Source organism: Sagittula sp. SSi028 (assembly GCF_048553715.1).
Lineage (GTDB): Bacteria > Pseudomonadota > Alphaproteobacteria > Rhodobacterales > Rhodobacteraceae > Sagittula.
Window position 1 is genome coordinate 470,620 of sequence record NZ_JBLZNC010000003.1, and the last position, 26,885, is coordinate 497,504.

General features: G+C 61.2%; 24 protein-coding genes. 14 read left to right on the top strand and 10 right to left on the bottom strand.

Features of this window, described 5'->3' with window-relative positions; genetic code table 11:
• Positions 1-42 precede the first annotated feature (42 nt).
• A complete protein-coding gene (locus tag ACN5AZ_RS08495; RefSeq protein WP_419428428.1) occupies positions 43-783 on the top strand; it encodes a YebC/PmpR family DNA-binding transcriptional regulator in 741 nt (246 codons plus the stop codon).
• A 51-nt stretch (positions 784-834) separates the two neighbouring features.
• Here ACN5AZ_RS08495 and ACN5AZ_RS08500 read toward each other — a convergent pair whose 3' ends face one another.
• Positions 835-1,710 (bottom strand): LysR family transcriptional regulator ArgP, encoded by an 876-nt coding sequence (locus tag ACN5AZ_RS08500; protein ID WP_419428429.1) that lies wholly within the window; start codon positions 1,708-1,710, stop codon positions 835-837.
• Positions 1,711-1,799: 89 nt separating this feature from the next.
• Here ACN5AZ_RS08500 and ACN5AZ_RS08505 point away from each other — a divergent pair, with 89 nt between their 5' ends.
• The 5 genes from ACN5AZ_RS08505 to ACN5AZ_RS08525 all read left to right on the top strand — a co-directional run bounded on the left by ACN5AZ_RS08505 (position 1,800) and on the right by ACN5AZ_RS08525 (position 4,845).
• A complete protein-coding gene (locus ACN5AZ_RS08505; protein WP_419428430.1) occupies positions 1,800-2,402 on the top strand; it encodes a LysE/ArgO family amino acid transporter in 603 nt (200 codons plus the stop codon).
• Positions 2,403-2,439: 37 nt separating this feature from the next.
• Positions 2,440-3,336 (top strand): DMT family transporter, encoded by an 897-nt coding sequence (locus ACN5AZ_RS08510; RefSeq protein ID WP_419428431.1) that lies wholly within the window; start codon positions 2,440-2,442, stop codon positions 3,334-3,336.
• A gap of 111 nt (positions 3,337-3,447) precedes the next feature.
• Positions 3,448-3,645, top strand: a complete 198-nt coding sequence (locus ACN5AZ_RS08515; RefSeq protein ID WP_419428432.1) for a hypothetical protein — start codon at positions 3,448-3,450, stop codon at positions 3,643-3,645.
• Positions 3,646-3,828: 183 nt separating this feature from the next.
• The gene (locus tag ACN5AZ_RS08520) at positions 3,829-4,515 is read left to right on the top strand and encodes a thermonuclease family protein (RefSeq protein WP_419428433.1); all 687 of its coding nucleotides are present in this window, start codon (positions 3,829-3,831) and stop codon (positions 4,513-4,515) included.
• A gap of 84 nt (positions 4,516-4,599) precedes the next feature.
• Positions 4,600-4,845: a YdcH family protein gene (locus ACN5AZ_RS08525; protein ID WP_419428434.1), complete on the top strand. Its 246-nt coding sequence runs from the start codon at positions 4,600-4,602 to the stop codon at positions 4,843-4,845.
• A 63-nt stretch (positions 4,846-4,908) separates the two neighbouring features.
• Here the strand turns inward: ACN5AZ_RS08525 and ACN5AZ_RS08530 are convergent, their stop codons facing one another.
• From ACN5AZ_RS08530 to ACN5AZ_RS08550, 5 genes are all read right to left on the bottom strand, one after another.
• Positions 4,909-6,732, bottom strand: a complete 1,824-nt coding sequence (locus ACN5AZ_RS08530) for a M3 family oligoendopeptidase (RefSeq protein ID WP_419428435.1) — start codon at positions 6,730-6,732, stop codon at positions 4,909-4,911.
• A gap of 91 nt (positions 6,733-6,823) precedes the next feature.
• The gene (locus tag ACN5AZ_RS08535; RefSeq protein ID WP_419428436.1) at positions 6,824-8,413 is read right to left on the bottom strand and encodes an ATP-dependent DNA ligase; all 1,590 of its coding nucleotides are present in this window, start codon (positions 8,411-8,413) and stop codon (positions 6,824-6,826) included.
• Positions 8,410-9,408 carry a ligase-associated DNA damage response exonuclease gene (locus ACN5AZ_RS08540; RefSeq protein ID WP_419428437.1) on the bottom strand — a complete coding sequence of 333 codons (999 nt, stop codon included), beginning with the start codon at positions 9,406-9,408 and terminating at the stop codon, positions 8,410-8,412. The genes ACN5AZ_RS08535 and ACN5AZ_RS08540 overlap by 4 nt, the downstream gene beginning before the upstream one ends.
• A gap of 45 nt (positions 9,409-9,453) precedes the next feature.
• The gene (locus ACN5AZ_RS08545; protein ID WP_419428438.1) at positions 9,454-10,416 is read right to left on the bottom strand and encodes an alpha/beta fold hydrolase; all 963 of its coding nucleotides are present in this window, start codon (positions 10,414-10,416) and stop codon (positions 9,454-9,456) included.
• A complete protein-coding gene (locus tag ACN5AZ_RS08550; RefSeq protein WP_419428439.1) occupies positions 10,416-10,706 on the bottom strand; it encodes an SCP2 sterol-binding domain-containing protein in 291 nt (96 codons plus the stop codon). Before ACN5AZ_RS08550 ends, ACN5AZ_RS08545 begins: the two co-directional genes overlap by 1 nt.
• Positions 10,707-10,793: 87 nt before the next feature.
• On the opposite strand from ACN5AZ_RS08550, the gene ACN5AZ_RS08555 reads away from it, so the two are divergent.
• From ACN5AZ_RS08555 to fdxA, 4 genes are read left to right on the top strand one after another with little or no spacing between them, the layout of a single operon-like run.
• Positions 10,794-11,345, top strand: coding sequence for a tetratricopeptide repeat protein (locus ACN5AZ_RS08555; protein ID WP_419428440.1), 552 nt, complete (start codon positions 10,794-10,796; stop codon positions 11,343-11,345).
• A 23-nt stretch (positions 11,346-11,368) separates the two neighbouring features.
• Entirely contained in the window at positions 11,369-14,353 is a 2,985-nt protein-coding gene (locus ACN5AZ_RS08560; protein ID WP_419428441.1) for a helicase-related protein, read from the top strand.
• Between the two features lie 9 nt (positions 14,354-14,362).
• On the top strand, positions 14,363-14,746 hold the full coding sequence (locus ACN5AZ_RS08565) for an RNA-binding S4 domain-containing protein (RefSeq protein ID WP_419428442.1): 384 nt from the start codon (positions 14,363-14,365) through the stop codon (positions 14,744-14,746).
• A gap of 54 nt (positions 14,747-14,800) precedes the next feature.
• Positions 14,801-15,139, top strand: coding sequence for a ferredoxin FdxA (gene fdxA, locus ACN5AZ_RS08570; protein WP_419428443.1), 339 nt, complete (start codon positions 14,801-14,803; stop codon positions 15,137-15,139).
• 116 nt (positions 15,140-15,255) lie between these two features.
• Here fdxA and ACN5AZ_RS08575 read toward each other — a convergent pair whose 3' ends face one another.
• Positions 15,256-15,381 carry a hypothetical protein gene (locus tag ACN5AZ_RS08575; protein ID WP_419428444.1) on the bottom strand — a complete coding sequence of 42 codons (126 nt, stop codon included), beginning with the start codon at positions 15,379-15,381 and terminating at the stop codon, positions 15,256-15,258.
• A 41-nt stretch (positions 15,382-15,422) separates the two neighbouring features.
• Between ACN5AZ_RS08575 and ACN5AZ_RS08580 the strand changes: the two genes are divergently transcribed.
• Complete coding sequence (locus ACN5AZ_RS08580; protein ID WP_419428445.1) at positions 15,423-15,929, top strand: CarD family transcriptional regulator; 507 nt, start codon at positions 15,423-15,425, stop codon at positions 15,927-15,929.
• A 136-nt stretch (positions 15,930-16,065) separates the two neighbouring features.
• Here the strand turns inward: ACN5AZ_RS08580 and ACN5AZ_RS08585 are convergent, their stop codons facing one another.
• A complete protein-coding gene (locus ACN5AZ_RS08585) occupies positions 16,066-17,976 on the bottom strand; it encodes a cation:proton antiporter (protein ID WP_419428446.1) in 1,911 nt (636 codons plus the stop codon).
• A 64-nt stretch (positions 17,977-18,040) separates the two neighbouring features.
• Positions 18,041-19,000, bottom strand: coding sequence for a DUF726 domain-containing protein (locus ACN5AZ_RS08590; RefSeq protein WP_419428447.1), 960 nt, complete (start codon positions 18,998-19,000; stop codon positions 18,041-18,043).
• A gap of 226 nt (positions 19,001-19,226) precedes the next feature.
• Here ACN5AZ_RS08590 and ACN5AZ_RS08595 point away from each other — a divergent pair, with 226 nt between their 5' ends.
• The 3 genes from ACN5AZ_RS08595 to ACN5AZ_RS08605 all read left to right on the top strand — a co-directional run bounded on the left by ACN5AZ_RS08595 (position 19,227) and on the right by ACN5AZ_RS08605 (position 23,201).
• Positions 19,227-20,411 carry an aminotransferase class V-fold PLP-dependent enzyme gene (locus tag ACN5AZ_RS08595; protein ID WP_419428448.1) on the top strand — a complete coding sequence of 395 codons (1,185 nt, stop codon included), beginning with the start codon at positions 19,227-19,229 and terminating at the stop codon, positions 20,409-20,411.
• A gap of 111 nt (positions 20,412-20,522) precedes the next feature.
• Positions 20,523-21,623, top strand: coding sequence for a GTP cyclohydrolase FolE2 (gene folE2 / locus ACN5AZ_RS08600; RefSeq protein ID WP_419428449.1), 1,101 nt, complete (start codon positions 20,523-20,525; stop codon positions 21,621-21,623).
• 129 nt (positions 21,624-21,752) lie between these two features.
• Entirely contained in the window at positions 21,753-23,201 is a 1,449-nt protein-coding gene (locus ACN5AZ_RS08605; RefSeq protein WP_419428450.1) for a TrkH family potassium uptake protein, read from the top strand.
• A gap of 80 nt (positions 23,202-23,281) precedes the next feature.
• Here ACN5AZ_RS08605 and ACN5AZ_RS08610 read toward each other — a convergent pair whose 3' ends face one another.
• Positions 23,282-26,362, bottom strand: a complete 3,081-nt coding sequence (locus tag ACN5AZ_RS08610; RefSeq protein WP_419428451.1) for a valine--tRNA ligase — start codon at positions 26,360-26,362, stop codon at positions 23,282-23,284.
• Positions 26,363-26,885: the final 523 nt, after the last annotated feature.

The window sequence follows — 26,885 nt, forward strand, 5'->3', positions numbered from 1 at the left end:
GAGACGCGAATTTCTAAGAACGCGTAACCAAGAGGCGAGATCATGGCCGGCCATTCCAAATGGGCAAACATCCAGCACCGCAAGGGCCGTCAGGACAAACTGCGGGCCAAGGTTTTTTCCAAACTCTCCAAGGAAATCACCATCGCAGCCAAGATGGGCGACCCTGACCCGGAGAAAAACCCGCGTCTGCGTCTGGCCGTCAAGGAAGCCAAGGGCCAGTCGATGCCCAAGGACAACATTGAACGCGCCATCAAAAAGGCTGTAGGCGGTGATGCGGAGGATTACGAGGAAATCCGCTACGAAGGCTACGGGCCGAACGGTGTCGCGGTGATCGTCGAGGCGATGACCGACAACCGTAACCGCACTGCCTCGACCGTGCGGTCTACCTTTACCAAGAACGGCGGCAATCTGGGCGAGACCGGCTCGGTCGGGTTCATGTTCGAACGCAAGGGCGAGATCGTCTATCCCGCAGCTGCAGGCGATGCCGACGACATCATGATGGCCGCGATTGAAGCGGGTGCAGAAGACGTCGAAAGCTCGGACGAGGGGCACACCATCTACTGCGCCGACACCGATCTGAACGAGGTGTCCACCGCACTGGAAGCGGATCTGGGCGAATCCGAATCCACCAAGCTGATCTGGAAACCCACCACCACGACCGAGCTTGATCTGGATGGAATGCAGTCGCTGATGAAACTGGTCGACGCCTTGGAAGAGGACGACGACGTGCAGCGCGTGACCACCAACTTCGAGGCCACCGACGAGGTTATGGCCCAGCTGTAAGTCCGTATTGTATTTGCGAAAAGCGCGCGTAGGGGGTCCTGCGCGCGTTTTTTATTGCGGTGTGACAGGCAACAGCGCCGTGCGCGCCGCCCGCTTCAACGCGCGCGTCAGCGGCAGCACCGCCGGGGCGGCGTGGCTTCGGACTTGCCAATACAGCGTCACGTCCCGAACCGTATCCGACATGGCGACCAATGTGCCTTGCTTCAGATCCTCGGCGACCAGCGGCAGGGGGTTCAACCCCCAGCCCAATCCGCAACGGGCGGCGGTCACAAACCCATGGGTGGAGGGCAGGATATGGACCGGCGGGGCAGGGGGCGTGTCGCAGATCTGGCCCAGCCACCCGCGCTGCAACCGGTCCTTGCCGGAGAAATCCAGCATCGGCGCGCGCGATAGGCTGTATGGGCTCACCCCATCGCGGAACCAGCGGGCTTTGAACTCCGGCGCGCAGGTCGCGATGTAGCGCATGATGCCCAAGGCATGGGTCTCGCAACCTTGCACGGGCGCGGCGCGGGTCATGATCGCGGCCGTCACCTCGCCGTTGCGCAATAGCTGGTCGGAGGCGGTCTCATCCTCGACCACGATGTCGAACAAAAAATCGGTCTGTGCCAAGGCGGGAATGGCCCATGTGTCAAGACTGTCTGCGTTCAGCGCCACGCGCAGCCGGGCCTGCATGGCCTGACCCAGATCATTGGCCAATGCGGCGTCAAGAAGCGCGATATCACGGGCGTGGCGCGCCAGCCGTGCGCCCATGTCTGTCGCGCGCGCAGGGCTTTGGCGCAACACCAGTGGTGCGCCGACCTGTGTTTCCAAGGCGCGGATACGTTGCGACACAGCGGACGGTGTGATCCGCAATTCCGCAGCGGCCGCGTCAAAGGCGCCGAGCCGTAACACGGCTTCTAATGCGGCAAGCTGCGCGGGATCATACATTAGCAATGCTTCACTGGATGCAGATAGTTTAATTCGTCTTTATTGCGGCGACCCGTTATTGGCAAGTTTGCACAGCAGGGGACATCAAGATGCAGGCTTTCACCACAGGCTATCTTCCGGGATTTGCACTGGCTTTGTCGCTGATCATGGCGATTGGGGCGCAGAATGCCTTTGTGCTGCGGCAAGGGCTGCGGCGCCAGTATGTCTTGCCGATCGTTCTGGTCTGCGCGGTGTCAGATGCGGTTCTGATCGCAGCGGGTGTGGCGGGGTTCGGTGCCTTGGTCGAGCTTATCCCCGGTCTGGAATGGGGGATGCGACTGTTCGGTGCCGCGTTCCTTGTCTGGTACGGGGCGCGCACGCTGTTGCAAGCCTGGCGCGGCGGGGAGGCCTTGACCGCCGGGGAGGGCACACAGTCCCTGCAGCGTGCGGTGCTGACCTGTCTGGCCCTGACCTGGCTAAACCCGCATGTCTATCTTGATACGGTTGTCCTGCTGGGATCGATCTCGGCGCAGTACCCGACCTTGCCGTTTGCTTTCGGCGCGATGAGCGCCTCTGCCGTGTTCTTCTTCGCCTTGGGCTTTGGCGCGCGGGCGCTGGCGCCGCTGTTCGCCCGCCCATCCGCGTGGCGGGTGCTGGATACTGTGGTCGGTTTGACCATGTGGACGATTGCGGCAACTTTGCTGCTCGGGTGATGTGGACATTCCCGATGCCGTGAAACATGCTGTACGCATGGATACGGCAAGCCGGCCCGGCCTGGGCATCTTTTGGATGGCAGTGACAGGGCTTTGCTTTGTCATGGTGACCGCATTGGTCAAATCGCTGGGCGGGGCGATCCCCGCCGTCGAGGCGGCATTTCTGCGCTATCTTCTGGGGTTGGTCTTTCTTATCCCCATGTGGCGCGACATGCGGCGCACGCAGTTCACCGGCAAACTGTGGGGGTTGTTCGGGCTGCGCGGCATCGCGCATACAATTGGTGTGGCGTTCTGGTTTTTTGCCATGACCCGCATCCCCTTGGCCGAGGTGACGGCCATGAACTATCTCAATCCGGTCTATGTGACGGTGCTGGCGGTGATCTTTCTGGGGGAACGCTTGGCGATCCGGCGCGTGATGGCCATTGTCGCGGCCTTGGTGGGAGCGCTGTTGATCCTGCGCCCCGGCTTTCGGGAACTGGATCCGGGCCACATTGCCATGCTGATCACGGCGTTGGCGTTTGGCGTGTCCTACCTGTTGGCCAAGGTTCTGTCAGGCAAGGTCAGCGCCGCCGTGGTGGTGGCCATGATGTCGCTGACCGTCACGCTTGGCTTGGCCCCTTTGGCCATGTCGGTTTGGATCTGGCCGACATGGACGCAACTGGCCGTTCTGTTTGGTGTCGCGTGCTTTGCCACTGCGGGCCATTACACGATGACGCTTGCCTTTGCGGCGGCGCCCGTGACGGTCACGCAGCCGGTGACGTTCCTTCAGCTGGTCTGGTCGGTGGCGATGGGGGCTTTGTTCTTTGGCGAGCCGGTGGATCTTTGGGTGGTTGCCGGGGGCTCTGTGATCATGGCGGCGGTGGTCTTTATCACTTGGCGCGAGGCGGTGCTGAAACGCCGGATCACGCCGGTTGTGTCTGAAACAAAGCAATAGCCACTGTGGGATTGTCACCGGATCGCGAAAACTCCTTACGCGGGGCACAATTCGGCCATCTTCGTTAGCAAATCTTAACCTGTAAACAGTGTGTTTCAGGAGATTTTAAAGATGTTTGCAGCAGATAAACTGACCGAAGACATGACGGAGATCGCGGACTTCCTGACCCTAGAGCGTGAAAAGTCGCTTTCCGAGGCAGAGTGGCGGTTTCGTGCACGGGGCTATGGCTACAACCTGCGCCGCACAGACAGCGGCGTTGAAGTGTCCCGTTTGCCCCAAAACCGCATTCTTGGCACCTTGCCGCTGTAAGCGCAGCTGGCGTTGGGCATTTCGCGGATGAAATGCGTCCGTTTGTGCAAGTTGCGGCCTGTTATGGGGCGTTCGCTGCACGACTTTAGGTGATCGATACGGATCACCTGGCTTGGCTTTACCGTTTAACGAACCTTGCCGATCTGCCTTGCAGTGCGCGGCACAATCATTGACATAAACCAGATGGTTACATTTCTTAAATTTGCGTGCGCGGCTGTCGGCCTCAGCACGGTCTTTGCCACCTTGCCGTTCCCCGCTTGGGCTTTGGAACACCAAGGCACGGCACATGTGATTGATGGGGATACGCTGGATTTGGGCGATACCCGTATCCGGCTGCACGGTATTGATGCCCCCGAACGTCGTCAGACCTGCGGTGGCACAGGCACGGCGGAATGGGCCTGCGGGGCAGAGGCGACCGAGCGTCTGAAGGAATTGGCCGAAGGGCGGTTCGCCCGGTGCGAGGAATTGGACCGCGACAGTTATGGCCGTGTGGTCGCGCGTTGCCATGTGGGGGGACGTGATATCGGGGCTGATATGGTTCGCGATGGGATGGCCGTGGCGTTTGTGCGCTACTCTCAGGATTACGTCGACGAAGAGCGCGCGGCCCGATCCGCAAAACGCGGGATGCACGCGCTGCAATTCGATAGCCCGCAGGCCTTTCGCGACAAGGCGCGGGTGGTGACCCGCACGACAGACCCGACCGACTGCTACATCAAGGGCAACATCAGCCGGAGCAGCGGGAACCGCATTTACCATATGCCGGGGCAGCGTGACTATGCCGCGACCCGCATCAACCCCGCGCAGGGGGAGCGGTGTTTTTCCACAGAAGCAGAGGCACGCGCAGCAGGATGGCGGCCAGCGCGTCGGTAAAAGCCAAAGTCGTTTGATGCGTGTCAAAGACGCCTTTGGTTGAACCTGCGACGATGCAGGGGACAGCAGCAAAGGAGAGACAGCATGTCCCATGTGCCCCATCAACTGATCGCAGATTTCCCCGACCTCGCCGACGATATTCGCACGCTGCAAGCCGAGGATGCGCATTTCGCCAAACTTGCCGACAGCTATCATGAGATCAACCAGAAGGTTCATTTGGCCGGAACCAATGTCTCCCCGATGGAGCAGTTGGCCGAGGATGCCCTGCGCAAGGAACGCGCCGCGTTGAAAGACCAGCTTTATGCGATGCTGCGTAAGACGACCGCGTAAACGCAGCCCGCAAACGAAAATCGCCGCCCGGAGGGGGCGGCGATTGATTCATAGACGAGGATCTCAGTCTTCCATGGCTTCGAGTTCGTCAATGAACCCCTCGATCATCGACAGGCCCTTGTCCCAGAACGTCGGGTCCGAGGCGTCAAGCCCGAAGGGGGCAAGCAGCTCTTTGTGGTGCTTGGATCCGCCGGCCTTCAGCATATCGAAATATTTGTCCTGGAACCCTTCGGGATTTTCCTCGTAGGCGGCGTAGAGCGCGTTCACTAGCCCGTCGCCAAACGCATAAGCGTAGACGTAGAAGGGGGAGTGGACGAAATGCGGGATGTAGGCCCAGAAGGTCTCATACCCTTCCATGAAGTCAAAGGCTTCGCCCAGGGATTCCGCCTGAACCGACATCCAGAGCGCGTTGATATCATCCGGGGTCAGCTCGCCACCGCGGCGGGCGTCATGCAGCTTGCATTCGAAATCGTAGAACGCGATCTGCCGGACCACGGTGTTGATCATATCCTCGACCTTGCCCGCCAGCAGGACTTTGCGCTCCTGTTGATCCTTGGCGTTCTCGAGCATCTTGCGGAAGGTCAGCATCTCGCCAAACACGCTGGCGGTTTCCGCCAATGTCAGCGGTGTCGAGGACAGCATTTCACCCTGCTCGGCTGCCAGAACCTGATGTACGCCATGCCCCAACTCATGGGCCAAGGTCATGACATCACGCGGTTTTCCAAGGTAGTTGAGCATCACATAGGGGTGCACATCGGTAACAGTCGGGTGCGCAAAAGCACCCGGCGCCTTGCCCGGCTTCACCGCCGCATCGATCCAGCCTTTCTCGAAAAACGGGGTCGCGATGTCGCCCATGCGCGGGTCAAAGGCGGTGTAGGCGTCCATCACCATGCCACGCGCCTCGGTCCAGTCAACAATGCGGTCGGTTTCCATCGGCAGGGGGGCGTTGCGGTCCCAGACCTGCATGCGGTCCAACCCAAGCCATTTGCGCTTTAGCTCGTAGTAGCGGTGCGACAGGCGCGGATAGGCGTTGACAACGGCGTTGCGCAGGGCTTCGACGACCTCGGGTTCCACATCGTTGGACAGGTGACGCCCGGTCTGCGGTGTCGGCATGCCGCGCCACCGGTCCATGACTTCCTTTTCCTTGGCCTGCGTGTTGTGGACGCGTGCGAAGGTCTTGATGTTCTTGCCAAACACCTCGGCCAGCTCACGCGCAGCGGCTTCGCGCTTGCTGCGGTCGGGGTCGGTGAGATAGTTCAGCGTCGCCTCGATGTTGAGCTCTTCGCCATCAATTTCAAAGGTCAGACCGGCGATGGTTTCATCGAACAGACGCTCCCACGCGTCGCCCACAACCCCCATATCGTGCAGGAATTTTTCCATCTCGTCGGACAGCTGGTAGGGCTTCATCGCGCGGATCCGACGGATTGCGGGCTGATAGCGGGCAAGATCGGCATTGGCGGCGAACAGCGCGTCAAGGGTGGCATCCTCGATCCGGTTCAGCTCCAGCGTGAAAAACACCAGCGGCGTGGTGTAGATGGTGATCTTTTCCTGCATATCGGACAGGAATTTGGCGCGCTCTGGGTCAACGGTCAGCTGGTAGTAGCGCAGTCCGGCAAAGGACATGATCCGGCCTGCGACCGCCTCGATTTTTTCATGGCGCTGAATTGCGGTGAGGAAGCCTGCGGCATCAAGACCGGCAAGCTTGCCTTCGTAATCGGTGGCAAAGCTGCGGCAGGCCTCTTCAAGCCAGTCCAGATCACGCTTCAGCTCTGGCGCATCCTGATCGGGGTAAAGGTCTGTCAGATCCCATTCCGGCAGAGGGCCCAGATCCTTTCCTCCGGCTGACGCATTGGCATCCAGAACGGGGCGGGGAAGGGTGATCGGCATGTGTAACCTCGGTGTCAGTGTGTTTGTTTATCAGATAGGTACGACAAAGCGGGAATGGCAAGGCGCTAGGCGTAAACAATCCCGCATGGGCTTAACCATAATTTGCCAAGAGATCGTGTAGGTCGCTGAGAGTATTGGCCTCTTGGAGCGGTTTGTCCTTGCGCCAGCGGCTCATACGGGGAAACCGCAGGGCAATGCCGGATTTGTGGCGCGGGCTGGCCTGTATACCCTCAAAGGCGATTTCAAAGACATGTTCGGGTTTGACCTGCCGCACGGGCCCAAAACGTTGCAGGGTGTTGCGCCGCACCCAGCGTGTGATTTCGTCAAATTCCGCGTCGGTCAGGCCGGAATAGGCTTTGGTAAATGGCGTAAGGTCGTTGCCATCCCACACGGCAAAGGTGAAGTCGGTGAACAGATTGGCGCGACGGCCATGGCCTTGCTGCGCGTAGATCATCACCGCATCGACGGTCATCGGATCAAGCTTCCATTTCCACCAGTCGCCTTTTTTACGCCCCGCAAGATAGGGCGCTGACAGCCGTTTCAGCATCACGCCCTCGGCCCGTTGGGCGCGGGCGGTGGAACGCTGCTCTGCCAGCTCTGACCAGCTGTCAAACGACAGTGCTTTCGACAACCGTACAGGCGAGTCCGGCGGCGCGTTTTCTAAAATGGTTTGAAGATGTTGGCGGCGTGTCTTCAACGGCTCATCGCGAATGTCACGGCCGTCAAATTCCAGCAGATCGTAGGCCAGCATGACGACAGGGGCATCACGCAGCAGCTTTTTCGGCACGGTCTTTCGGGTGATGCGCGGTTGCAGATCGGCAAAGGGCAGCGGCCCGTCTTGCCATGCCAAAAGCTCGCCATCAAATACGCACCCCGTCGGCAGATGATCCGCCGCACGGGCAAATTCAGGGAAGCGATCGGTCAGCAGTTCCTCGCCGCGGGACCAAAGATGGTGCCCACCATCGCGCAAGATAAGCTGCCCGCGAATGCCATCCCATTTCCATTCCGCCTGCCAGTCTTGCGGGCGCCCCAGATCCTCGGGGCGGTCCTCTAGCTGGTAGGCAAGGTAGAACGGGTAGGGGCGCGACGCATCCGCCTGCGGGTCGGTGGTTTCGATCAACGCGTGATAGGTGGTGCTGTCCGGTGTCCAGTTGCCCATCAGCTTCAGCGCGAGCGATGCCTCGTCCTGACCGGTGGCCTGCGCCAGCGCGCGGGTCATCAGTTTGCGCGAAACTCCGATCCGGAAACCGCCTGTGACCAGCTTGGTGAACACCAGCCGCTCGCGCGTGTCCAACTGGTCCCAAGCATCCAGAACGGCGGCCCGGCGGTCTTCCAGCGGACGGCCCGCGATGGATTTCAGTACATCAATCCAGTGGCTTAGCGGCAGGTCTGTCTCACGGCTCGGCGGTGGCAGAACCAAAGAGATCGTCTCGGCCAGATCGCCGACAATGGGATAGCTTTCCTCGAACAGCCACAGCGGAATGCCGGCCTGCTCTGCGGCGAGGGTGCGCAGTTCGGTGGCGTTGATCGCACGTTTCGGCCTGCGGCCAGAGAACAGCGCGATGCACCACAGCTTGTCGTCATCGGGGGCTTCGCGAAAATATTCGGCCAATGCCTTGGTCTTGACCGTGGTCTTGGTGGTTTGGTCGAGCGCGGTGAAAAGACGTGTGAACTGCTTCATTCGCCAGCCCCGTCATCGTCGCCAAACTCGGTTTCCAGAACATGCGCGTCATACCCCTGATCGCGCAGCCAACGAGCGAAGATATCCGTGTAGCCATGTGTGGCATAGATCGTTTCGGCACCGGTCTCGCGGATGGCGTCCTGAAGACCCGGCCAATCCGCATGATCCGACAGAACAAACCCGCGATCCATACCGCGCCGCCTGCGAATGCCACGTATCTGCATCCAGCCAGAGGCAAAGGCCGTCGATGGGTTGCGAAACCGGCGCACCCATTGTCCACCAAGCGCAGAGGGCGGGGCCACCACCAAAGCCCCCTTGAGAGATTTTACATCCAGATCGGGCGTCACATGCTGTGTCTCGGGCAAGGCGTAACCCTGTGTACGGAGGATATCGTTCGTCGCCTCAACAGCGCCGTGGGTCAGGATGGGGCCAATCGGATCAAGCAGGGACAGCAGCCGCTGCGCCTTGCCAAGCGAATAGGCCCCCAACAGGGCAGTTTTGCCTTCGTCGACACAGGTTTGCCACCAGGCGTTAATCTGCTGCGCCACGTCCCGCTGCGGGGCCCATGTGAAGACCGGCAGGCCAAAGGTGCATTCGGTGATAAAGCTGTGGCACCGTACAGGTTCGTACGGTTCGCAAAAGCCGTCGTCGGTGGTCTTGTAGTCGCCCGACACGACCCAGACACATCCGTCCACCTCGATGCGGATCTGGGCTGATCCCGGCAAATGTCCTGCGGGGTGAAAAGAAACGCGCGCGCCGCCAATTTGACGGATCTCGCCGTAGGCGATCCCCTCTGCTGTGATATCCCCCAACCGGTGCCGCATGACAGGCAGCGCCGCATGGGTCGCAAGGTAACGGTTATGACCACTGCGGGCATGATCGGCGTGTCCATGGGTGATCAAAGCACGGTCCACCGGCCGCCAAGGGTCGACGTAGAAATCACCTGCAGGGCAATAGATGCCGTTCGGGGTAAAGGTCAGGACGGGGTCTGTCATGCGGCACGACATAATGCGCCCGTCCCGCAGGGCGAGAGCGCGGCGCTAGGCGGTCAGCGATTGATCGCCACTGTTGGCGTCAAACAGGTCGACCATGCCCGCGAACACACGGTCGCGCGTGGCCGGGATTTCCATCATCAGCTCGTGTTCCCCCGCCGCGACCATCTCCAGCCGACCTTGCGGCCACCGGTCCATCCGGTCGCGAATACGCGTAACATCAACGATGCGTTCATTGGTTCCGGTGTAGCAGATGCAAGGAACGGGAGGAGAGGGTTGGCGGGCAAGGTGGCGTGTCTCGGCCAAGGCCTCATGCAGCCAGTTCAGCGACGGGCCGCCCAGTTGCAGCTCCGGATGGGCCATGACCTGACGGCGCATGTAATCCCACATCTCCGGATCGCGGGTCAATGTGTTGTCTGCAAAAGCACTTGCCGCGACATAGGGCATGGCACCCGTGCCCGGCGCAAACCGATGGCTCATGCCAAGCGGTTTGGACAGACGCGACAGGGCCCAAGCTGCTGGACGCATCACATGCCCCAGACGTATGCCCCACATCGGCCCCGTAAATACCGCGGAGCGGACATCCAGCCCGCCCATCAGCGCCCGTAGCCCGATACACCCGCCCATGGAATGGCCGATCAGGTGGCGCGGTCCGGGCACACCCAGTTCGTCCGCCGCAGCGACCAAAGCGGCCACGTCGGCTTGGTAGTCTTCGAAAACATCCACATGGCCGGTGCGTGGCTCATCGAGCATACGGCCCGCTAGCCCCTGACCGCGCCAGTCGATGGCCAGCGTGTCATAGCCTGCCTGTGCCAGAACGGCCGCCGCACGACCGTATTTTTCCACGTATTCGGTGCGGCCCGGAAACAGCAGAACAGTCCCCCGCGCGCCCTGTGACGGCGCATGCATCACGCGCAGCCGCAAGCCGTCTGACGCATCCACCCACCACGCACGCGTTTGTGCGGGGGCTTCGGCCAGATCGGCAAAAAGGGGCGCGGGGGACAGGGTCATCAGGACAGAACGCCGCCCAGAGCCATCGCCTTGGACATGTCGCCGTCGATGGTCAGCTTGCCGCCCATGAAGGCCGCGGTGGGGTTCAGATCACCGGACAGAATCGCCTCGAAGGTTTCCTGATCGGAGGTCAGTGTGACGTCGGTCTCTTCGTCGCCTGCGCGCACGTCGGAGCCGTCAATGACCAGCGCGCCTTCGCCTTCGATGACGAATTTGGCGGTGCCGTCAAAGGATTCACCGTTCATCTTGGATTGCAGGGCCGTTACCGCTGCGTTCACCACGTCGCTCATTTGTCGCTCCTCACTTCTCTCTTAAACGTGCGCTGTTCATTTGCTGCACGGACGCTACAGTCATGACAGGTTATGAGCACCGGTGACATGAAATTCAAAAGTACCGTAGCGGCATTTATTGCCACAGTCATGATTTCCCTACCCGTCGGCGCGGTGGCGCAAGAACGGCTGGAACGGTTGATGTCCGAGCTGCAAAGCGCCGAGGACGACACCGCCGCCACTCGGCTGGAAAATCAGATCATCTCTGAATGGTCCAAGGCAGGATCGCCCGCGATGGAGCTGTTGCTCAAACGCGGACGCGACGCTTTAGAGGTGTCCGACACCGAAGCGGCGCTGGACCACTTTCAGGCGCTGACCGATCACGCGCCTGAGTTCGCCGAAGGCTGGCACGGGCTGGCCCTCGCCTATTTCGAGGCCGACCGGCTGGGCCCGTCGCTCGATGCGCTGGAACATGTGCTGGCGCTGAACCCGAACCATTTCGGGGCCTTGCGGGGCGTCGGCGCGATCTATGAACAATTGGGGCAAGAGGCGCTTGCCTATGAGGCCTATGAACGGGTACTGACCCTGCGACCGCACGATCCGGACGTCATCGGCGCGCTGGAGCGGTTGGACGCAAACGTTAAAGGCGTGACGCTATAGCGGCGTTGCGCGGAGGCGCACCCATGGCGCAAAGATCCCGCATCGCGGCCGTCTTAGGCCCGACGAACACCGGCAAGACGCACTACGCCATCGAGCGGATGCTGGGCTATCGCTCTGGCGTCATCGGGTTGCCGCTGCGGCTGTTGGCGCGCGAGGTCTACGACCGAATCGTTGCCGCGCGCGGGCCTTCGGTTGTGGCACTGGTCACCGGCGAAGAGCGGATCGTTCCACCGCGCGCCCAGTTCTGGGTCTGCACGGTCGAGGCGATGCCCGAAGGCATGGGGGCGGATTTCGTCGCCATCGACGAGATCCAGCTGTGTGCCGATCCAGAGCGCGGTCATGTCTTCACCGACCGTTTGCTGCGCATGCGGGGCACCCATGAGACGCTGTTTCTGGGGGCCGATACGATGCGCAGCACCATCGCGCAGCTTGTCCCCGGGGTCGAGTTTGTGCGGCGCGAACGTATGTCGCAGCTTGTCTACACCGGCTCGAAAAAGATCAGCCGCTTGCAGGCGCGGACCGCCATCGTCGGGTTTTCCATCGACAACGTCTATGCCATTGCCGAGCTGTTGAAGCGTCAAAAGGGCGGGGCCGCCGTGGTGATGGGGGCCTTGTCGCCCCGCACCCGCAATGCGCAGGTCGACCTCTATCAGAATGGCGAGGTCGATTATCTGGTGGCGACGGACGCCATCGGCATGGGGTTGAACCTCGACATCAACCATGTGGCCTTTTCCTCGCTGACCAAATTTGATGGGCGGCGGATGCGCCCCCTGATGCCCAATGAGCTGGCGCAGATTGCCGGACGGGCAGGGCGCGGCATGTCCGATGGCACCTTTGGCGTCACAGGCGAGGCATCGCCGCTGGACGAAGACGTGGTCGAGGCCATCACGAACCATCAGTTTACCCCGCTGAAAAAGCTGCAATGGCGATCAGCAGAGCTGAATTTCGGGTCAATTGATGCATTGGAAAGGTCACTTGATGCACAGCCGACCCATGAATTGCTGACCAAAGCCCGCGAGGCCGATGACCTGCGCGCCCTGCGTGCCATGGCCTCAGAAGCGGAGGTGCGCGCCCGCGCGTCCTCTGTCGATTCTGTGCGCCTTCTGTGGGACACCTGCCGTATCCCCGATTTTCGTGGCATCTCTCCGGCAGAGCACGCGGGCCTTTTGAGCACGATTTTCGGCCATTTGCATCAATCCGGTGCGATTCCCGATGATTTCATGGCCCGGCAGGTGAAACGAATAGATCGAACCGATGGCGACATTGATGCGTTGTCAAAACGGCTCGCCTATATTCGCACTTGGACCTATGTTGCACAGCGCAAAGGTTGGACACGCGACGAAGAGCATTGGCGCGGGACGACTCGCGCTGTAGAAGACCGCTTGTCGGATGCATTGCATGACCGGCTGACACAAAGATTTGTAGACCGGCGGACCAGCGTCCTGCTTCGCCGGTTGAAACAGAAGGAGGCCCTCTTGGCCGAAGTAAACGATACTGGTGAAGTGACCGTCGAAGGTCACGTCGTGGGCAAGCTTGAAGGCTTCCGCTTCCGTCAGGATAAGGAAGCCCAGGGGCAGGAGGCCAAGACCCTGCGTCAGGCCTCGCTGCAGGCCTTGGCGCCGCATTTCCACCTGCGTGCGGACCGTTTCTACAACGCGCCCGATACCGAGATCGACTTTACCGAACAGGGTGGCCTCATGTGGGGCGATCAGGCGGTTGGCAAGCTGGCAAAAGGCGACGACCCGCTCAAGCCGCGTGTTGTGGCCTTTGTCGATGACGAAGCCGGTGCCGATGTCGCGCAAAAAGTCGAACGCCGTTTGCAGCATTTCATGGACCGCAAGATCGCCGCTTTGTTCGAGCCGCTGATCAAGATGCGCGACGATGAAACGCTGACCGGGCTGGCACGTGGCTTTGCCTTCCGTATGGTCGAAGGCATGGGCATTATTCCCCGCGCCGATGTGGCCGACGACGTGAAGGCACTGGATCAGGACGCCCGCGGCGCGCTGCGCAAACATGGCGTGCGCTTTGGCCAGTTTACGATTTTCATGCCGCTGCTGCTGAAACCGGCACCAACCCGTCTGCGTCTGGTGCTGTGGTCACTGGCCAATGATCTGGACGAATTCCCCGAAGCCCCGCCGCCGGGTCTGGTGACGGTGCCGAACATGGCCGAAGTGCCCGCCCAGCACTATACTCTGTCGGGCTACCGCAAGGCCGGGGCGCGCGCCATCCGCATTGATATGCTGGAACGTCTGGCGGATATGCTGCGTGGCGAGGATTCGCGCGCAGGGTTCGAAGCCAAGGCAGATATGCTGTCGATCACCGGCATGACGCTGGAGCAGTTCGCCGACCTTATGGAGGGTCTCGGCTACCGCGCCGAAAAGGGCGAGCGCACAAAGGTCAAACCGGTGGATGCCGTTGTTCAGCCTGAGACCGGCGAACAGGTTGAAGGCGATGCCACTGTGGCAGGCGATGACACGCCGGTTATGGATGTAGCTGCGGAAACGCCCCCGACGCTGGAACCCGGCGCCTCTGACATTCCCGCGCCTGCGGATGTGGCCGAACCCGTGTCCAAGCTCGAGGATGCGGGCGAAGCACCCATCGCTGCCGAGCCTGCGCAGAACATGGATGCCGCGTCGAACGAAAACGCTGTGGCCGACACCCCTGCCGAAGAAATCCTGCCCGGTGACACCCCGGACGGTGCGGTCGCAGGGCCGGAAATGGAAACCTTCTATACCTTCACATGGGGTGGAAATCGCGGCGGAAACCGTGGTGGACAACGTCGTGGCGGTGGCAAACCGCGCCGTGACGCGCAAGACGGTGCAGGTCGTCGTGACGACCGTGGCGGCCCACGTGGAAAAGGCGGTCCCAAAGGGAAGGGGGGGCCGAAAGGCAAAGGTGGTCCCAAGGGCGGCAAATCTTTCGAGGCGCGTCCGCCGAAAAAGGACAAGCCGATCGATCCCGACAACCCCTTCGCAGCCGCGCTTATGGGTCTGAAGGACAAAAAGTAACCGTCGGCCATGACCCCTACGGCAAAGATCCGCATCGACAAATGGCTTTGGCATGCGCGTTTCTTCAAGACGCGCAGCCTCGCCGCCAAGGTCGTGTCGGGCGGTTCCTGCCGGGTGAACGGGTTAAGCATCGCGAAACCGGCCTACGGGCTGGGGGCAGGCGATGTTGTGACCTTTCCGCAGGGGTGTGATGTGCGCGTGATAAAAATGCTCGCGCCGGGAGACCGGCGCGGCCCCGCCCCCGAGGCGCAGGCGCTTTACGAAGATCTTTCTCCGCCACAGCCGCGCGACAAAACGGACGTTCCGCCAATCGCCCGCCTCGAAGGCAATGCGCGTCCAACAAAGCGCGACAGGCGAAAACTCGAACTTGATCGCCGTCGGACGCTTGAATGATCGGGGCGTGTGTTCTAGCTAGACCGCTGACACCCGAGAGGAAGTGACGCTTCAATGACCTATGTCGTGACTGATAACTGCATCGGCTGCAAATACACCGACTGCGTCGAAGTATGTCCTGTGGACTGCTTCTACGAAGGTGAAAACACGCTGGTGATCCACCCTGACGAATGCATCGACTGCGGCGTCTGTGAACCGGAATGCCCCGCAGATGCGATCCGCCCGGACACAGAGCCGGAGATGGAAAAATGGGTCGAGTTCAACCGGAAATACTCCGAGATGTGGCCGGTCATCATCACAAAGAAAGACCCGCTGCCTGAGGCCGAAGAACGCGATGGCGAAACCGGCAAGCTGGAGAAATACTTCTCCGAAGCACCGGGCGAGGGCGGTTGATTCGCCACGGATTGCCCTGCGGGGCGCGTGCCAACGGCTAGCCTATTGTAAAAGATACACAAAGTGATGATATCGGGGCGCTACCACAAGCGCCCCGTTTGTGTTATATGTGTGGTTCACATGATGACATGCTGCTCGGGGGATTGCCCCATAACGTGACCGGGGGCCAATAGATCGATGACGACACAGATCTGACCGGAAACCTGACGGGTTTTCGTGCATTTTTGCGTCTTATCGACCATTGGCTTGCAACTCAGCTGTCGGTGCTGCGAGGAAAGCCTATATGACCAAAGCGAAGAAGTCCGAATTCCGTCCTGATGATTACGTCGTCTATCCGGCCCATGGTGTCGGCCAGATCGTCTCGATCGAGGAGCAGGAGATCGCAGGCATCAGCCTGGAACTCTTCGTGATCTCCTTCGAGAAAGACAAAATGACGCTGCGTGTTCCCACACACAAGGCGACGGAAATCGGCATGCGCAGCCTCAGCTCGCCCGACGTGGTGGACGAAGCGATGCGCACCCTGAAAGGCAAAGCCAAGGTCAAGCGCGCCATGTGGTCCCGCCGCGCGCAGGAATACGAACAAAAGATCAATTCCGGTGATCTCATCGCGATTGCAGAGGTGGTCCGCGACCTGCACCGCGCCGATGACCAGCGGGAACAATCCTACTCCGAGCGTCAGCTTTACGAGGCGGCTCTGGAACGTCTGACCCGCGAAATCGCCGCCGTCTCCGGGGACGAGGCCGCGGCAGCAAAACAAGTGGATGATGTGCTTGGCCTCCGCGCCGCCTGATCCACCACATTTGCCCGAACAAAACGGCGTCCCCTCGGGCGCCGTTTCTCGTTTTCGAACCACGCAACAACCACCTTGGCTTTTTCTTGGTCAAAATACCTCGGGGGTGCGGGGGCAGCGCCCCCGTGAAACCCCCTTAACTGGCGTCCTTCGCCCGTGCGTCTAGGGCTGTGAACAAAGCGGTTTCCAACTCTTTTTCCAACTCGCGGGCGCGGGCGATATAGGGCTCGTTTTCCGTGGCGGGAATAGACGGATCCCACAGTTTGGCCAGCTCACGAATGGTTTGCCGGTCGTGGTGGTAAAAGGTTTCCTCCGCCGTTGCGGCCTCGTATTCGCTCATCCCGATATTTTCCAGAACGTAGCGCCCTGCACGCAGAGAACTGTCAAACATCTCACGCACGATATCGTCCGCGCCTGCCTGATATAAGCTGTAGACATGATTGCGGTCGCGGGCGCGGGCCACGATGTGCAGATCGGGGCGCACGCGGCGGGCGTATGCCACCAGTTTGGTATTCGCCTTCGGATCATCCAAAGCCGCCACTAGAACGCGGGCCGCATTCAAACCGGCTGCGTGCAACAGCTCAGGCCGTGTCGGATCCCCAAAGAAGCCCTGATAGCCGAACCGCCGCATCAGCTGGATCGTCGACATATCGTGGTCGAGGACAACGGTGCGATATCCCGTGCTTTGCACCAAGCGGTTTACCACCTGCCCGAACCGGCCGATCCCGGCGATGATCACGGGCCCTTCGGCGTCGATAACGTCCGGTTCATGCGCCTCACCGCTGCGCTCCAAGCGGTCACGGATCTGATCGAACAGCAAAAACAGCAGTGGCGTGATCAGCATCGACAGGGCGACCACCAACAGCAGTCGGTTTGCCAAGGCCGTATCAAAGACGCTTTGCTGTAGGGCAAAGGACACCAGCACAAAGCCGAATTCCCCCGCTTGCGCCAAACCCAGCGTAAACAACCATAGTCCACGGTTGCGCAGGCCGAAGGCACGACCGATTGCGAACAGCAACGCGCCCTTCAGCACGATGATCGCAATGGCAAAACCCACCATGGTTAATGGTTCTGCCATCAGCAGGTCCACATCGATGCCTGCGCCGACGGTGATAAAAAACAGCCCCAGAAGCAGCCCCTTGAAGGGCGCGATGTCCGATTCCAGCTCGTGGCGGAATTCGGAGTTCGCAAGCACCACACCCGCAAGGAATGTGCCCAAAGCAGGCGACAGGCCGACCAGCGTCATCAGAAAGGCGATGCCGATGACGATCAGCAGTGCCACGGCGGTGAACATCTCCGGCAGGCGGGCCGCGTGGATGTAGCGAAACAGGGGCCGCGCGCCGTAGACACCCGCCAGAATGATCGCGGCCACAATCGCCAGCGTGACACCTGCCGCTTGCCAACCTTCCAGCCCGTCGACGAGCGACATCGCGCCATGGGCATCCTCGGCATGGCTGTCCGTGTCGATGGCGCGGCGAATGGATCCGTCAGGGTTTGCGGCAATCGTTGGCGTCACGGCCAGCAGGGGCAGGGCGATCAGCATCGGGATCACGGCAATATCCTGCGTCAGCAAGACGGAAAACGCCGAACGCCCGCCATTGGTCTGCATCAACCCTTTCTCGCTCAGGGTTTGCAGCACAATCGCGGTCGAGGACAGCGCCAGTGTCATACCGATGGCCAATGCGGTCTGCCACGCATAGCCCAGTGCCATGGCACCCCCCATCACCGCCATTGTGGTCAGCACGATCTGCAATCCACCAAGACCAACAAGGCGGTGGCGCATATCCCACAGGGCACGGGGTTCCAGCTCCAGCCCGATAAGGAACAGCATCATCACGACGCCGAATTCTGCGAAATGCTGCAAATCTTCCGTATGCGCCACAAGACCCAAGCCCGGTCCAATGACCAGACCGGCCATGAGGTAGCCCAGCACCGATCCCAAGCCCATACGGGTTGCAATCGGCACAGCGATCACCGCCGCTGCCAGAAAAACGGTCGCCTGAAAGAAAAACTCGCCCAATTCGGTCCCTCGTGTCTTTTGTCCCATGATGGGGCTGACGCCCGGTGAAACGCAAGGCACCGGGGCGTCATTTCTGGGCAAGCAGCCGCCGTCAGGACTGTTTGGTCAGCGCGCCTGCGGCATTGATGTCCGGGGTGGCCCAAAAGGGGCGCGACAGCAGCCGAGACCACCGCGCAGTCGTGGCGTCTGGCAGGATGCCGCGCAGACGTGCGAGGGGCAGGGTGCCCGACAGATACGCCCGGTAGAGCGGAAAGACACCGGCGCGCATGTAAGGGGACCAATGGCAAATGCGCTGTTGCGTCGGCGATATCGGAAAGCCTGCGGCCCTCAGCGCAGACAGACTGCGCGCGTCATCAAGTTGCAGGGTGACCATATTGGGGGCCATACCGGTCGTGCGCGCGGCGCCCAACATGCGGTCGCCGGGGGCTTCGGCTGGCACGAGGCGTTCAAGCATGAAATCGAACAGATCATTTTCCCGTGAGGCAACGTTGAGCACCTCGGTCCGGCGCCCTGCAGAGGAATGCAGAACATGGCGCGCGGTGCCGGCAAATTCCGCCCCTGCCAGAAGCACAGTGCGATCAATCACGCCGGGCTGTCCGGCGCGGATCGCCGACAGGATCACCCGCGCGCCAAGGGAATGCCCGATGGCGTGGACGGGGCGCTGTGGGTCCAATGCTTTGACGTCCGCCAGCAGGCGCGCCAGCGCGTGACCTGCCGTTTCCGCCCGGCGATGCGCCTGCCAGATGGTGCCCCGCGCGAACCAGCCGAACGACAGTCCCAGCCCTTCGCCCGCCTGTCCACGCAGTCCCAAATGCCGTGGCCATGCCGGAATTGTCGCTGTGGCCGGGCCGGTGGCAAACAGGGTTTGGTGCGGGCAGTGATCCGTCAGACCGGGTTGATAGCGAAAGCCGTGCACCATCACGGTGACAGGGCCGGGGTCACGGTCCAGCGCGGCCTTCAGCTCTGGCAGCAGCGGGCCGCCTGCGGCGTGAAGGTGGCAATGATCCTCATGGGCGGTGATGTTGAGCATGGGCATGGCATCGGTCCACATCGGGTACAGGGGTCCTGTGCCACGAGGCTGCAAAGCTTCGGTGAAGCTTGGGTGACCGATATGTGACGGTCTTGAAATGCTTTGGTAATGGTTCTATGGCAGCGCCGTGGCGATTTGTAACCGGATTGCGGGCCACGGGCGGTGTGCGCTCAAAACCGCTAAAGAGGTCAGACGAAAGCCCCCTTTCGCTTGGCCGAACGGGGCTTTTTTGTTCGGAGAGACCGATATGGCAGACAAGACACGCGGAAAACGCACGACTCTGGTTCACGGCGGCACCCGCCGCTCGCAATATGGCGAGGTCAGCGAGGCCGTTTTCCTGACCCAGGGCTTTGTCTACGACAACGCCGAAGCGGCAGAGGCGCGCTTTGTTCAGGCGGGCGAGGATGAGTTCATCTATGCCCGCTACGGCAACCCCACCGTGCGCATGTTCGAGGACCGCATGGCCGCGATCACCGGCTACGAGGATGCCTTTGCCTGTGCGTCAGGCATGGCGGCCGTGAATGGCGCGCTGATGGCGCTGTCCAAGGCGGGCGATCACGTGGTCGCCTCGCGCGCGCTGTTCGGGTCCTGCCTGTATGTGCTCGAAAACGTGCTGGCCCGCTTCGGCGTCGAAATCACCTTGGTCGATGGCACCGACAATGCTGCATGGGACGCGGCGATCCGCGACGACACGGCGCTTGTCTTCCTTGAGGCGATTTCCAACCCCACGCTGGAGGTCATCGACCTGCGCCATGTGGTCAAGGTGGCCCATGCCAAAGGGGCAAAGGTCATCGTTGACGACGCCATGGCCACGCCGATCTATTCCTACGCCGCCGAATGCGGTGCCGACATCTGTGTGATTTCCACGACCAAGCACGTGGACGGGCAGGGGCGCATGCTGGGCGGTGTTGTCTGCGGCGACCGCGAAACCGTGCGTGGTCCGATCGAGACCTACCTCAAACACACCGGCGCTGCGCTGAACCCGTTCTCCGCTTGGGTGCATCTGAAATCGCTCGACACGCTGGATCTGCGGGTGCGTGGGCAGGCCGAAGGCGCGTTGAAGATCGCAACCGCACTGGAAGGCCACGCCAAGCTTACACGCGTAAGCTATCCGGGGCTTCCCAGCCATCCGCAATATGCCATCGCCTCCGCGCAGGCGGAATCCGGCGGCACGGTACTGGCGTTTGAAATCGACGGTGGGCGCGAGGCCTGTTTCCGCTTCCTCAACGCGTTGGAGATCTTCACCATTTCCAACAACTTCGCGGATTCGAAATCTATCGTCACGCATCCGGCAACCACCACGCACCAGCGTCTGCCGCAAGAGCAGAAAGACACCTTGGGCATCTCCATGGGGCTTGTGCGCCTGTCGGTGGGGCTGGAGGACATTGACGATTTGCTCGGCGATGTCATGCAGGCCCTTGAGGCGGTGTAAAAACACCTAAAAATTGATCCGGGGGCTGGTCTGTTGCGTAGTAATGTTGGAAACCGACCCGAGAGCACCTAAATTGTGCTTTGAAATGAATGGCCAAGGGGGCCCCCGGACATGAATGTGCACGCACCCAAAATCGACAGCATGCCGACACGCAAAGAGGCGGAAGAGGCGCTCGCCCTGCTGAAACGCTGGACGCATGCGGCCCATGCCGCCGAAGTCGAACAGCTGCACCCGGCCCTTTCGCATCTGGACGCATCGGCGGAGGCTGACAGCTATCCGGTGCTGTCCCGCGACTACCCGTCCGATTTCACGGTAGACGCCGCCTACAAAGCGCGCATGCCCGATCTACAAAACGGTCCGTCCTCGCTGATCCGCGGTGAGAACCGTATGATCCAGCATGTGGGCATCTCGAACTTTCGCCTGCCGCTGCGCTACCACACCCGCGACAGTGGCGATCTGAGCCTTGAGACCTCGGTCACCGGGACGGTCAGCCTTGATGCCGATAAAAAGGGCATCAACATGAGCCGCATCATGCGGTCCTTCTATGTGCATGCGGAAAAGACCTTCAGCTTCGAGGTCATCGAGGCCGCGTTGGACGATTACAAATCCGATCTCGAAAGCTTTGATGCGCGGATCAACGTGGCGTTCCGGTTCCCTGTCCGTGTCGACAGCCTGCGCTCTGGCCTGTCGGGCTATCAATACTATGACATCGCCTTGGAACTGGTCGATCAGGCAGGGGAGCGGGTGAAGATCCTGCATCTTGATTACGTCTATTCCTCGACCTGCCCCTGTTCGCTGGAGTTGTCAGAGCACGCGCGCCGTGAACGTGGGCAGCTGGCCACGCCGCATTCGCAGCGCTCCGTGGCGCGCCTGTCGGTCGAAGTCGCCGAAGGCGACTGCCTGTGGTTCGAGGATCTGATCGAGCTGTGCCGCCGCGCAGTGCCCACAGAAACGCAGGTCATGGTCAAGCGTGAGGATGAACAGGCCTTTGCCGAACTGAACGCGGCCAACCCGATCTTTGTCGAAGATGCGGCCCGCCTGTTTGCAGAGCAGCTGACAAACGAGCCGCGCGTGCGCGATTACCGCGTCATCGCCAGCCATCAGGAAAGCCTGCACAGCCATGATGCGGTATCTGTCCTGACCGAAGGGCCGCGCTTTGCATCCGACAGCATTGACCCCAAGCTGTTCTCGACCCTCTTCCACGTGGGTTGAACCTGTAACGCCGCCCCGCACCGGGCGGCGTTTTTCGTTCCCGTTCGCGCGGCGTGAAAGCCACGTCACACCTGATTGGGGCGCGGCCATGCTTGACAGTTGCAGGCCTGCGGACCAAGGCTCGCCCTTATGATTGATATCCGCCCCGTCGCCTATGTTATTGGCCTGCTGGTTTGCGCCCTCGGCGCGTGCATGATCCTGCCCATGCTGGTCGATCTGGCCGAGGGGCGCGGCCAGTGGCCCGTCTTTGCCGAAAGCGCGCTGATCACCATGCTTACCGGTGGCCTTGTGGCGCTGGCCTGTGCGAACCGCGTGCAGGAAGGTCTGACCATCCAGCAGACGTTTCTTTTGACGGTGGGCGTCTGGGCGGCCTTGCCTGTGTTCGGCGCGCTGCCGTTCATGCTCGGCGCGACAGAGGCCAGCATCACCGACGCCTATTTCGAGGCAATGTCCGGGTTGACCACCACCGGATCAACGGTGTTCTCCGGTCTCGACGACCTGCCGAAGGGGCTGTTGCTGTGGCGTGGCTTGCTGCAATGGCTGGGCGGGGTCGGGATCATCGTGGTGGCCATGGTGTTCCTGCCGGAACTCAAGGTCGGCGGTATGCAGATTTTCCGCTCCGAAGCCTTTGACACCATGGGGAAAATCCTGCCGCGCGCGACACAGATCTCGTCGTCGATCTCGACCATTTACATCACGCTGACCTTGGCCTGTACGCTGTGCTACATGATCACGGGCATGAATGCCTTTGATGCAACGGTGCATGCCATGACCACGGTCTCGACTGGCGGTTTCGCCAACTATGACGCCTCTTTCGGAGTTTTCGCGGGGCCTGCAGAATATGTCGCCACGGTGTTCATGATCCTCGCGGCCTTGCCGTTTGTGCGCTACGTCCAGATGGCAAACGGCTACCAGTTCGCGCTGCTTCGCGACACACAGGTGCGCGGGTTTCTGGGCGTGATTGCTGTGCTGGTGATTATGACCTCTGTGATCTTGTTGTGGATCTTTCCGCACCATCCCGAACAGGCCGTGCGCGAGGCTTTGTTCAACATATCCTCGATCATCACGGGCACCGGCTACGCCAGCGTCGATTACATGGGGTGGGGGCCCTTCCTGATTTCGATGTTCTTTTTCATCGGTCTGATCGGCGGATGCGCGGGCTCTACCGCCTGTTCGGTGAAGATCTTCCGCTGGCAGCTGTTATTTGCCTCGGTCAAGGTGCAGCTGCGCCGGATCCGGTCGCCGCATGGGGTATTTATCCCGCGCTATCAGGGGCGGCCTGTTGGCAGCGATGTCATGAGCTCGGTCATGAGCTTTTTTGTCTTCTTCGTGGTCTCTTTGGGCGTGTTTTCGGTCACATTGGGCATGATGGGCCTGGATTTCATCACGGCCATTTCCGGTGCTGCGACGGCCATCGGCAACATCGGCCCCGGTCTTGGCGACCAGATCGGTCCGGCGGGCAATTTCGCAGGTTTGGCAGATGGCCCGAAATGGGTGTTGAGCTTTGCCATGCTGGCGGGACGGCTCGAGCTGCTGGCCGTCTATGCTTTGTTCACCGTGCGGTTCTGGCGCGCGTAACGCATATCCCACCAAGCAACGAAAAAGCGCGGCCCCGAAGGGGCCGCGCCGGTCGCTTTGCGCAAGAAAAGTGAAATGCCTCAGCCGATCTCGGCCAAACGCGCCAGCGCATCCTTGATCTTGGCCTCATCGCTTTCGCGCTCTGCCAGATTGGCCTTTGCTTCTTCGACCACTTCCGGCGGGGCGGAGGCTGCGAATTTCGGGTTGTTCAGACGTCCGCGCAATCCGCCCAGTTCTTTGGCCAACTTGCCCAGTGTCTTTTCCAGACGCGCCTTTTCTGCGGCTACATCGATGATGTCGGCCAACGGCATAGCAAAGGTCGCCGCCCCCACGGGGATGGTGACGCAGCCCTTGGGGAAGCTGTCGACCTCTTCCATGCTCTCGATCCGGGCGAGGCGTTTGATCAACACCTCGTTGCGCTGCCATGCACCGCGTTCTTCAGCGGTCAGACCATTGGCCAAGGTCGGCACATAGAGCCCTGCGGGCACATGCATTTGCGCGCGGGCAGAGCGTACGCCCTCGATCAGCGAGATCACCCATGACATTTCTGCGTCGGCTTGGGTGTCTGCCACGCTGGCGTCATACGTCGGCCAGTCTGTGTGCACCAGCATGGTGTCGCGCTGGCCCAGCGTGCCCCACAGCTCTTCGGTGATGAAGGGCATGATGGGGTGCAGCAGGATCAGACATTGGTCCAGAACCCATGCCATGGTGGCGCGGGTCTCGGCGACAACGGCCGCATCGTCCGAGCCGAACAGCGGCTTGGAGAATTCCACATACCAGTCGCAGACTTTGCCCCAAACAAAGGCGTAAAGCGCCTGCGCCGCGTCGTTGAACCGATACTCGGTCAGGGCGGTGTCCACAACTTCGCGCACGCGGGCGGTCTCGCCGATGATCCACTTGTTGACCGTCTGCTCTGCCACGGGCATGGCCGAGGTCGTGTGACCGGCAAAGACATCGTTCATCTCGGCAAAGCGGCAGGCGTTCCACAGTTTGGTGCCGAAGTTGCGATAGCCGGCGATGCGGTCCATCGACATCTTCAACACACCACCAATGGAGGCCATCGAGGCATTGTTGAACCGCAGCGCATCGGCCCCGTATTCGTTCACCACTTCCAGCGGGTCGATGACGTTGCCGGTGGTCTTGGACATTTTCTTGCCCTTCTCGTCGCGGACGAGCTGGTGCAGGTAGACCGTGTGGAAGGGGATTTCGTCCACCACGGCCAATTGCATCATGATCATCCGCGCCACCCAGAAGAACAGGATGTCAGAGCCGGTGACCAACACATCCGTGGGGAAGTACTTGGCCATCTCTGGCGTGTCTTCGGGCCAGCCCAGCGTGCCGATCGGCCACAGACCGGACGAGAACCACGTGTCAAGCACGTCCGGGTCGCGGAACATCGGCAACTGCATCGGAGCGTCAAAGGTCCGGATCGTCCCCTCGTCCGAGACATCCAGCGCGTCACGGACCTGAGCGAGCACCTCACCGGCCTCGGCAGCGTCTGCGACGATGCGGAACTCTGTCCCCTCGGGGGACATGGCAACGGCTTTGGCCAAAGCCTCTGCCTCGGTGGCTGCGCAGATCGGGAACCAGTCTTCCTCGCCGGGGATGTACCACACGGGGATCTGGTGACCCCACCACAGCTGCCGCGAGATACACCACGGCTCGATGTTTTCCAGCCAGTGATAGAACGTCTTTTCGCCGGACTCCGGCATGATCTTGATCTTGCCTGATCGCACAGCATCCAGCGCGGGACCTGCGATCTTTTCGGCCTCGACGAACCATTGATCGGTCAGCATCGGCTCGATCACGACTTTGGATCGGTCGCCAAACGGCTGCATGATCGGCTTGGCCTCGACCAGCGGGACCAGCTGTTCCTCTTCGGTGCGGGCTTCGCCGCCCTCTTCCGGGGCAAGCGGCTTTTTCACGGGCTTGCCAAGACGGGGGTCGGTGGCGACGGTCATCACCGCCAGACCTTCGGCGGTGATCTCGGCCACGACCTTTTCGCGTGCCTCAAATCGGTCGAGGCCGCGCAGATGGTCGGGCACGAGGTTGACCGCATCGGTTTCCACCTCGGTCAGGCTGCGCTTGCCCTGTGCCACATCCATCGCAATGGCGACGGCCTCGGCATAGGGGGCGCCGTCTGCGCGCAGACAGCCTGCGCGATCCATCAAACGGTAAAGCGGGATGTTGCCGCGCTTGGCAACTTGGTAGTCGTTGAAATCATGCGCGCCGGTGATCTTCACCGCGCCAGAGCCGAAATCGGGATCGGGATATTCGTCCGCGATGATCGGGATCAGGCGGCGGTGTTCCTTGGGGCCGACCGGAATTTCACAAAGCTTACCGACGAGAGAGGCATAGCGTTCATCCGACGGGTGCACCGCAACCGCGCCGTCACCCAACATGGTCTCGGGGCGGGTCGTGGCGATCGAGATATAGTCGCGCACCTCGGAGAAGATGACCTCGCCGTCCTCGTCCTTTTCCTCGTAGGTGTAGGTGACACCGTCCGCGAGCGGGTATTTGAAATGCCACATGTGGCCCGCGACTTCGACATTTTCGACCTCGAGATCGGAAATGGCGGTTTCAAAATGCGGGTCCCAGTTGACCAACCGCTTGCCGCGATAGATCAGGCCCTTGTCGTACATGTCGACAAAAACCTTGATGACCGCATCATGGAAGTTGCCGTCGGAATCCGTCTCCGGGGCACCGGGGGCGCCGGACATGGTAAAGGCGTTGCGCTCCCAGTCGCAGGAGCTGCCAAGACGGTGCATCTGATCGATGATCGTGCTGCCGTATTGGGTCTTCCAGTCCCAGACGTGATTGAGAAAGTCCGCGCGCGTCAAATCCGTGCGGCGGATGTTCTGTTCGGCCTTGAGCTTCTTTTCGACCTGAAGCTGCGTGGCGATGCCAGCGTGGTCCTGTCCCGGCTGCCACAGCGTGTCAAAGCCACGCATCCGGTGCCAGCGCGTCAGAATATCCATCAGCGTGTGGTTAAACGCATGCCCCACGTGCAGCGCGCCCGTGACGTTCGGTGGCGGCAACATGATGGTGAAGCTCTCGTCGCGAGACTTGTTTGCGCCAGCACGGAACGCTCCGGCGTCGCGCCACATCTGGGACAGGCGCGGTTCAGCCTCGGCGGCGTTGAATGTCTTTTCCAAAGCCATGGTTCGGACCCCTTGTTCTTTGACGCAGGTGTTACCTGTTGCGTGGACAAAGGGAAAGGGTGGCGCGCCGCGGAAACAAGGTAAGCGCACAATATAGCTGGGCTGCTGTGTATTGAGATCTGTCTGGGGGGAGGAGTGCGGTGACGCCAGGGAGGAGGAGAGGCGCCACCGCGAATGTCGGAAACCCCAGGGGGGAGGAGAGGGGCCCGGCATGTCTGCCCCGAAGGGCGGTATGAGCGCAGCGACACCAGGGAGGAGGAGAGGTGCCGCCGCTTATGTCGAGGCCCCAGGGAGGAGGAGAGGGGCTCGGCATGCGTGGCCCGGAACGGGCCGTTATGAGTGTGCGACGGAGCCAGGGAGGAGGAGAGGCCCCGTCGCTAATGTCGGAAACCCCAGGGAGGAGGAGAGGGGGCCGGCATGTCTGCCCCGAAGGGCGGTATGAGCGCAGCGACACCAGGGAGGAGGAGAGGTGCCGCCGCTTATGTCGAGGCCCCAGGGAGGAGGAGAGGGGCTCGGCATGCGT

Bases quoted from the DNA above. Each gene is read 5' to 3' on its own strand.
- ACN5AZ_RS08495 (WP_419428428.1), top strand. From the start codon at position 43: ATGGCCGGCCATTCCAAATGGGCAAACATCCAGCACCGCAAGGGCCGT.
- ACN5AZ_RS08500 (WP_419428429.1), bottom strand. From the start codon at position 1,710: ATGTATGATCCCGCGCAGCTTGCCGCATTAGAAGCCGTGTTACGGCTC.
- ACN5AZ_RS08505 (WP_419428430.1), top strand. From the start codon at position 1,800: ATGCAGGCTTTCACCACAGGCTATCTTCCGGGATTTGCACTGGCTTTG.
- ACN5AZ_RS08510 (WP_419428431.1), top strand. From the start codon at position 2,440: ATGGATACGGCAAGCCGGCCCGGCCTGGGCATCTTTTGGATGGCAGTG.
- ACN5AZ_RS08515 (WP_419428432.1), top strand. From the start codon at position 3,448: ATGTTTGCAGCAGATAAACTGACCGAAGACATGACGGAGATCGCGGAC.
- ACN5AZ_RS08520 (WP_419428433.1), top strand. From the start codon at position 3,829: ATGGTTACATTTCTTAAATTTGCGTGCGCGGCTGTCGGCCTCAGCACG.
- ACN5AZ_RS08525 (WP_419428434.1), top strand. From the start codon at position 4,600: ATGTCCCATGTGCCCCATCAACTGATCGCAGATTTCCCCGACCTCGCC.
- ACN5AZ_RS08530 (WP_419428435.1), bottom strand. From the start codon at position 6,732: ATGCCGATCACCCTTCCCCGCCCCGTTCTGGATGCCAATGCGTCAGCC.
- ACN5AZ_RS08535 (WP_419428436.1), bottom strand. From the start codon at position 8,413: ATGAAGCAGTTCACACGTCTTTTCACCGCGCTCGACCAAACCACCAAG.
- ACN5AZ_RS08540 (WP_419428437.1), bottom strand. From the start codon at position 9,408: ATGACAGACCCCGTCCTGACCTTTACCCCGAACGGCATCTATTGCCCT.
- ACN5AZ_RS08545 (WP_419428438.1), bottom strand. From the start codon at position 10,416: ATGACCCTGTCCCCCGCGCCCCTTTTTGCCGATCTGGCCGAAGCCCCC.
- ACN5AZ_RS08550 (WP_419428439.1), bottom strand. From the start codon at position 10,706: ATGAGCGACGTGGTGAACGCAGCGGTAACGGCCCTGCAATCCAAGATG.
- ACN5AZ_RS08555 (WP_419428440.1), top strand. From the start codon at position 10,794: ATGAAATTCAAAAGTACCGTAGCGGCATTTATTGCCACAGTCATGATT.
- ACN5AZ_RS08560 (WP_419428441.1), top strand. From the start codon at position 11,369: ATGGCGCAAAGATCCCGCATCGCGGCCGTCTTAGGCCCGACGAACACC.
- ACN5AZ_RS08565 (WP_419428442.1), top strand. From the start codon at position 14,363: ATGACCCCTACGGCAAAGATCCGCATCGACAAATGGCTTTGGCATGCG.
- fdxA (WP_419428443.1), top strand. From the start codon at position 14,801: ATGACCTATGTCGTGACTGATAACTGCATCGGCTGCAAATACACCGAC.
- ACN5AZ_RS08575 (WP_419428444.1), bottom strand. From the start codon at position 15,381: ATGGTCGATAAGACGCAAAAATGCACGAAAACCCGTCAGGTTTCCGGT.
- ACN5AZ_RS08580 (WP_419428445.1), top strand. From the start codon at position 15,423: ATGACCAAAGCGAAGAAGTCCGAATTCCGTCCTGATGATTACGTCGTC.
- ACN5AZ_RS08585 (WP_419428446.1), bottom strand. From the start codon at position 17,976: ATGGGACAAAAGACACGAGGGACCGAATTGGGCGAGTTTTTCTTTCAG.
- ACN5AZ_RS08590 (WP_419428447.1), bottom strand. From the start codon at position 19,000: ATGTGGACCGATGCCATGCCCATGCTCAACATCACCGCCCATGAGGAT.
- ACN5AZ_RS08595 (WP_419428448.1), top strand. From the start codon at position 19,227: ATGGCAGACAAGACACGCGGAAAACGCACGACTCTGGTTCACGGCGGC.
- folE2 (WP_419428449.1), top strand. From the start codon at position 20,523: ATGAATGTGCACGCACCCAAAATCGACAGCATGCCGACACGCAAAGAG.
- ACN5AZ_RS08605 (WP_419428450.1), top strand. From the start codon at position 21,753: ATGATTGATATCCGCCCCGTCGCCTATGTTATTGGCCTGCTGGTTTGC.
- ACN5AZ_RS08610 (WP_419428451.1), bottom strand. From the start codon at position 26,362: ATGGCTTTGGAAAAGACATTCAACGCCGCCGAGGCTGAACCGCGCCTG.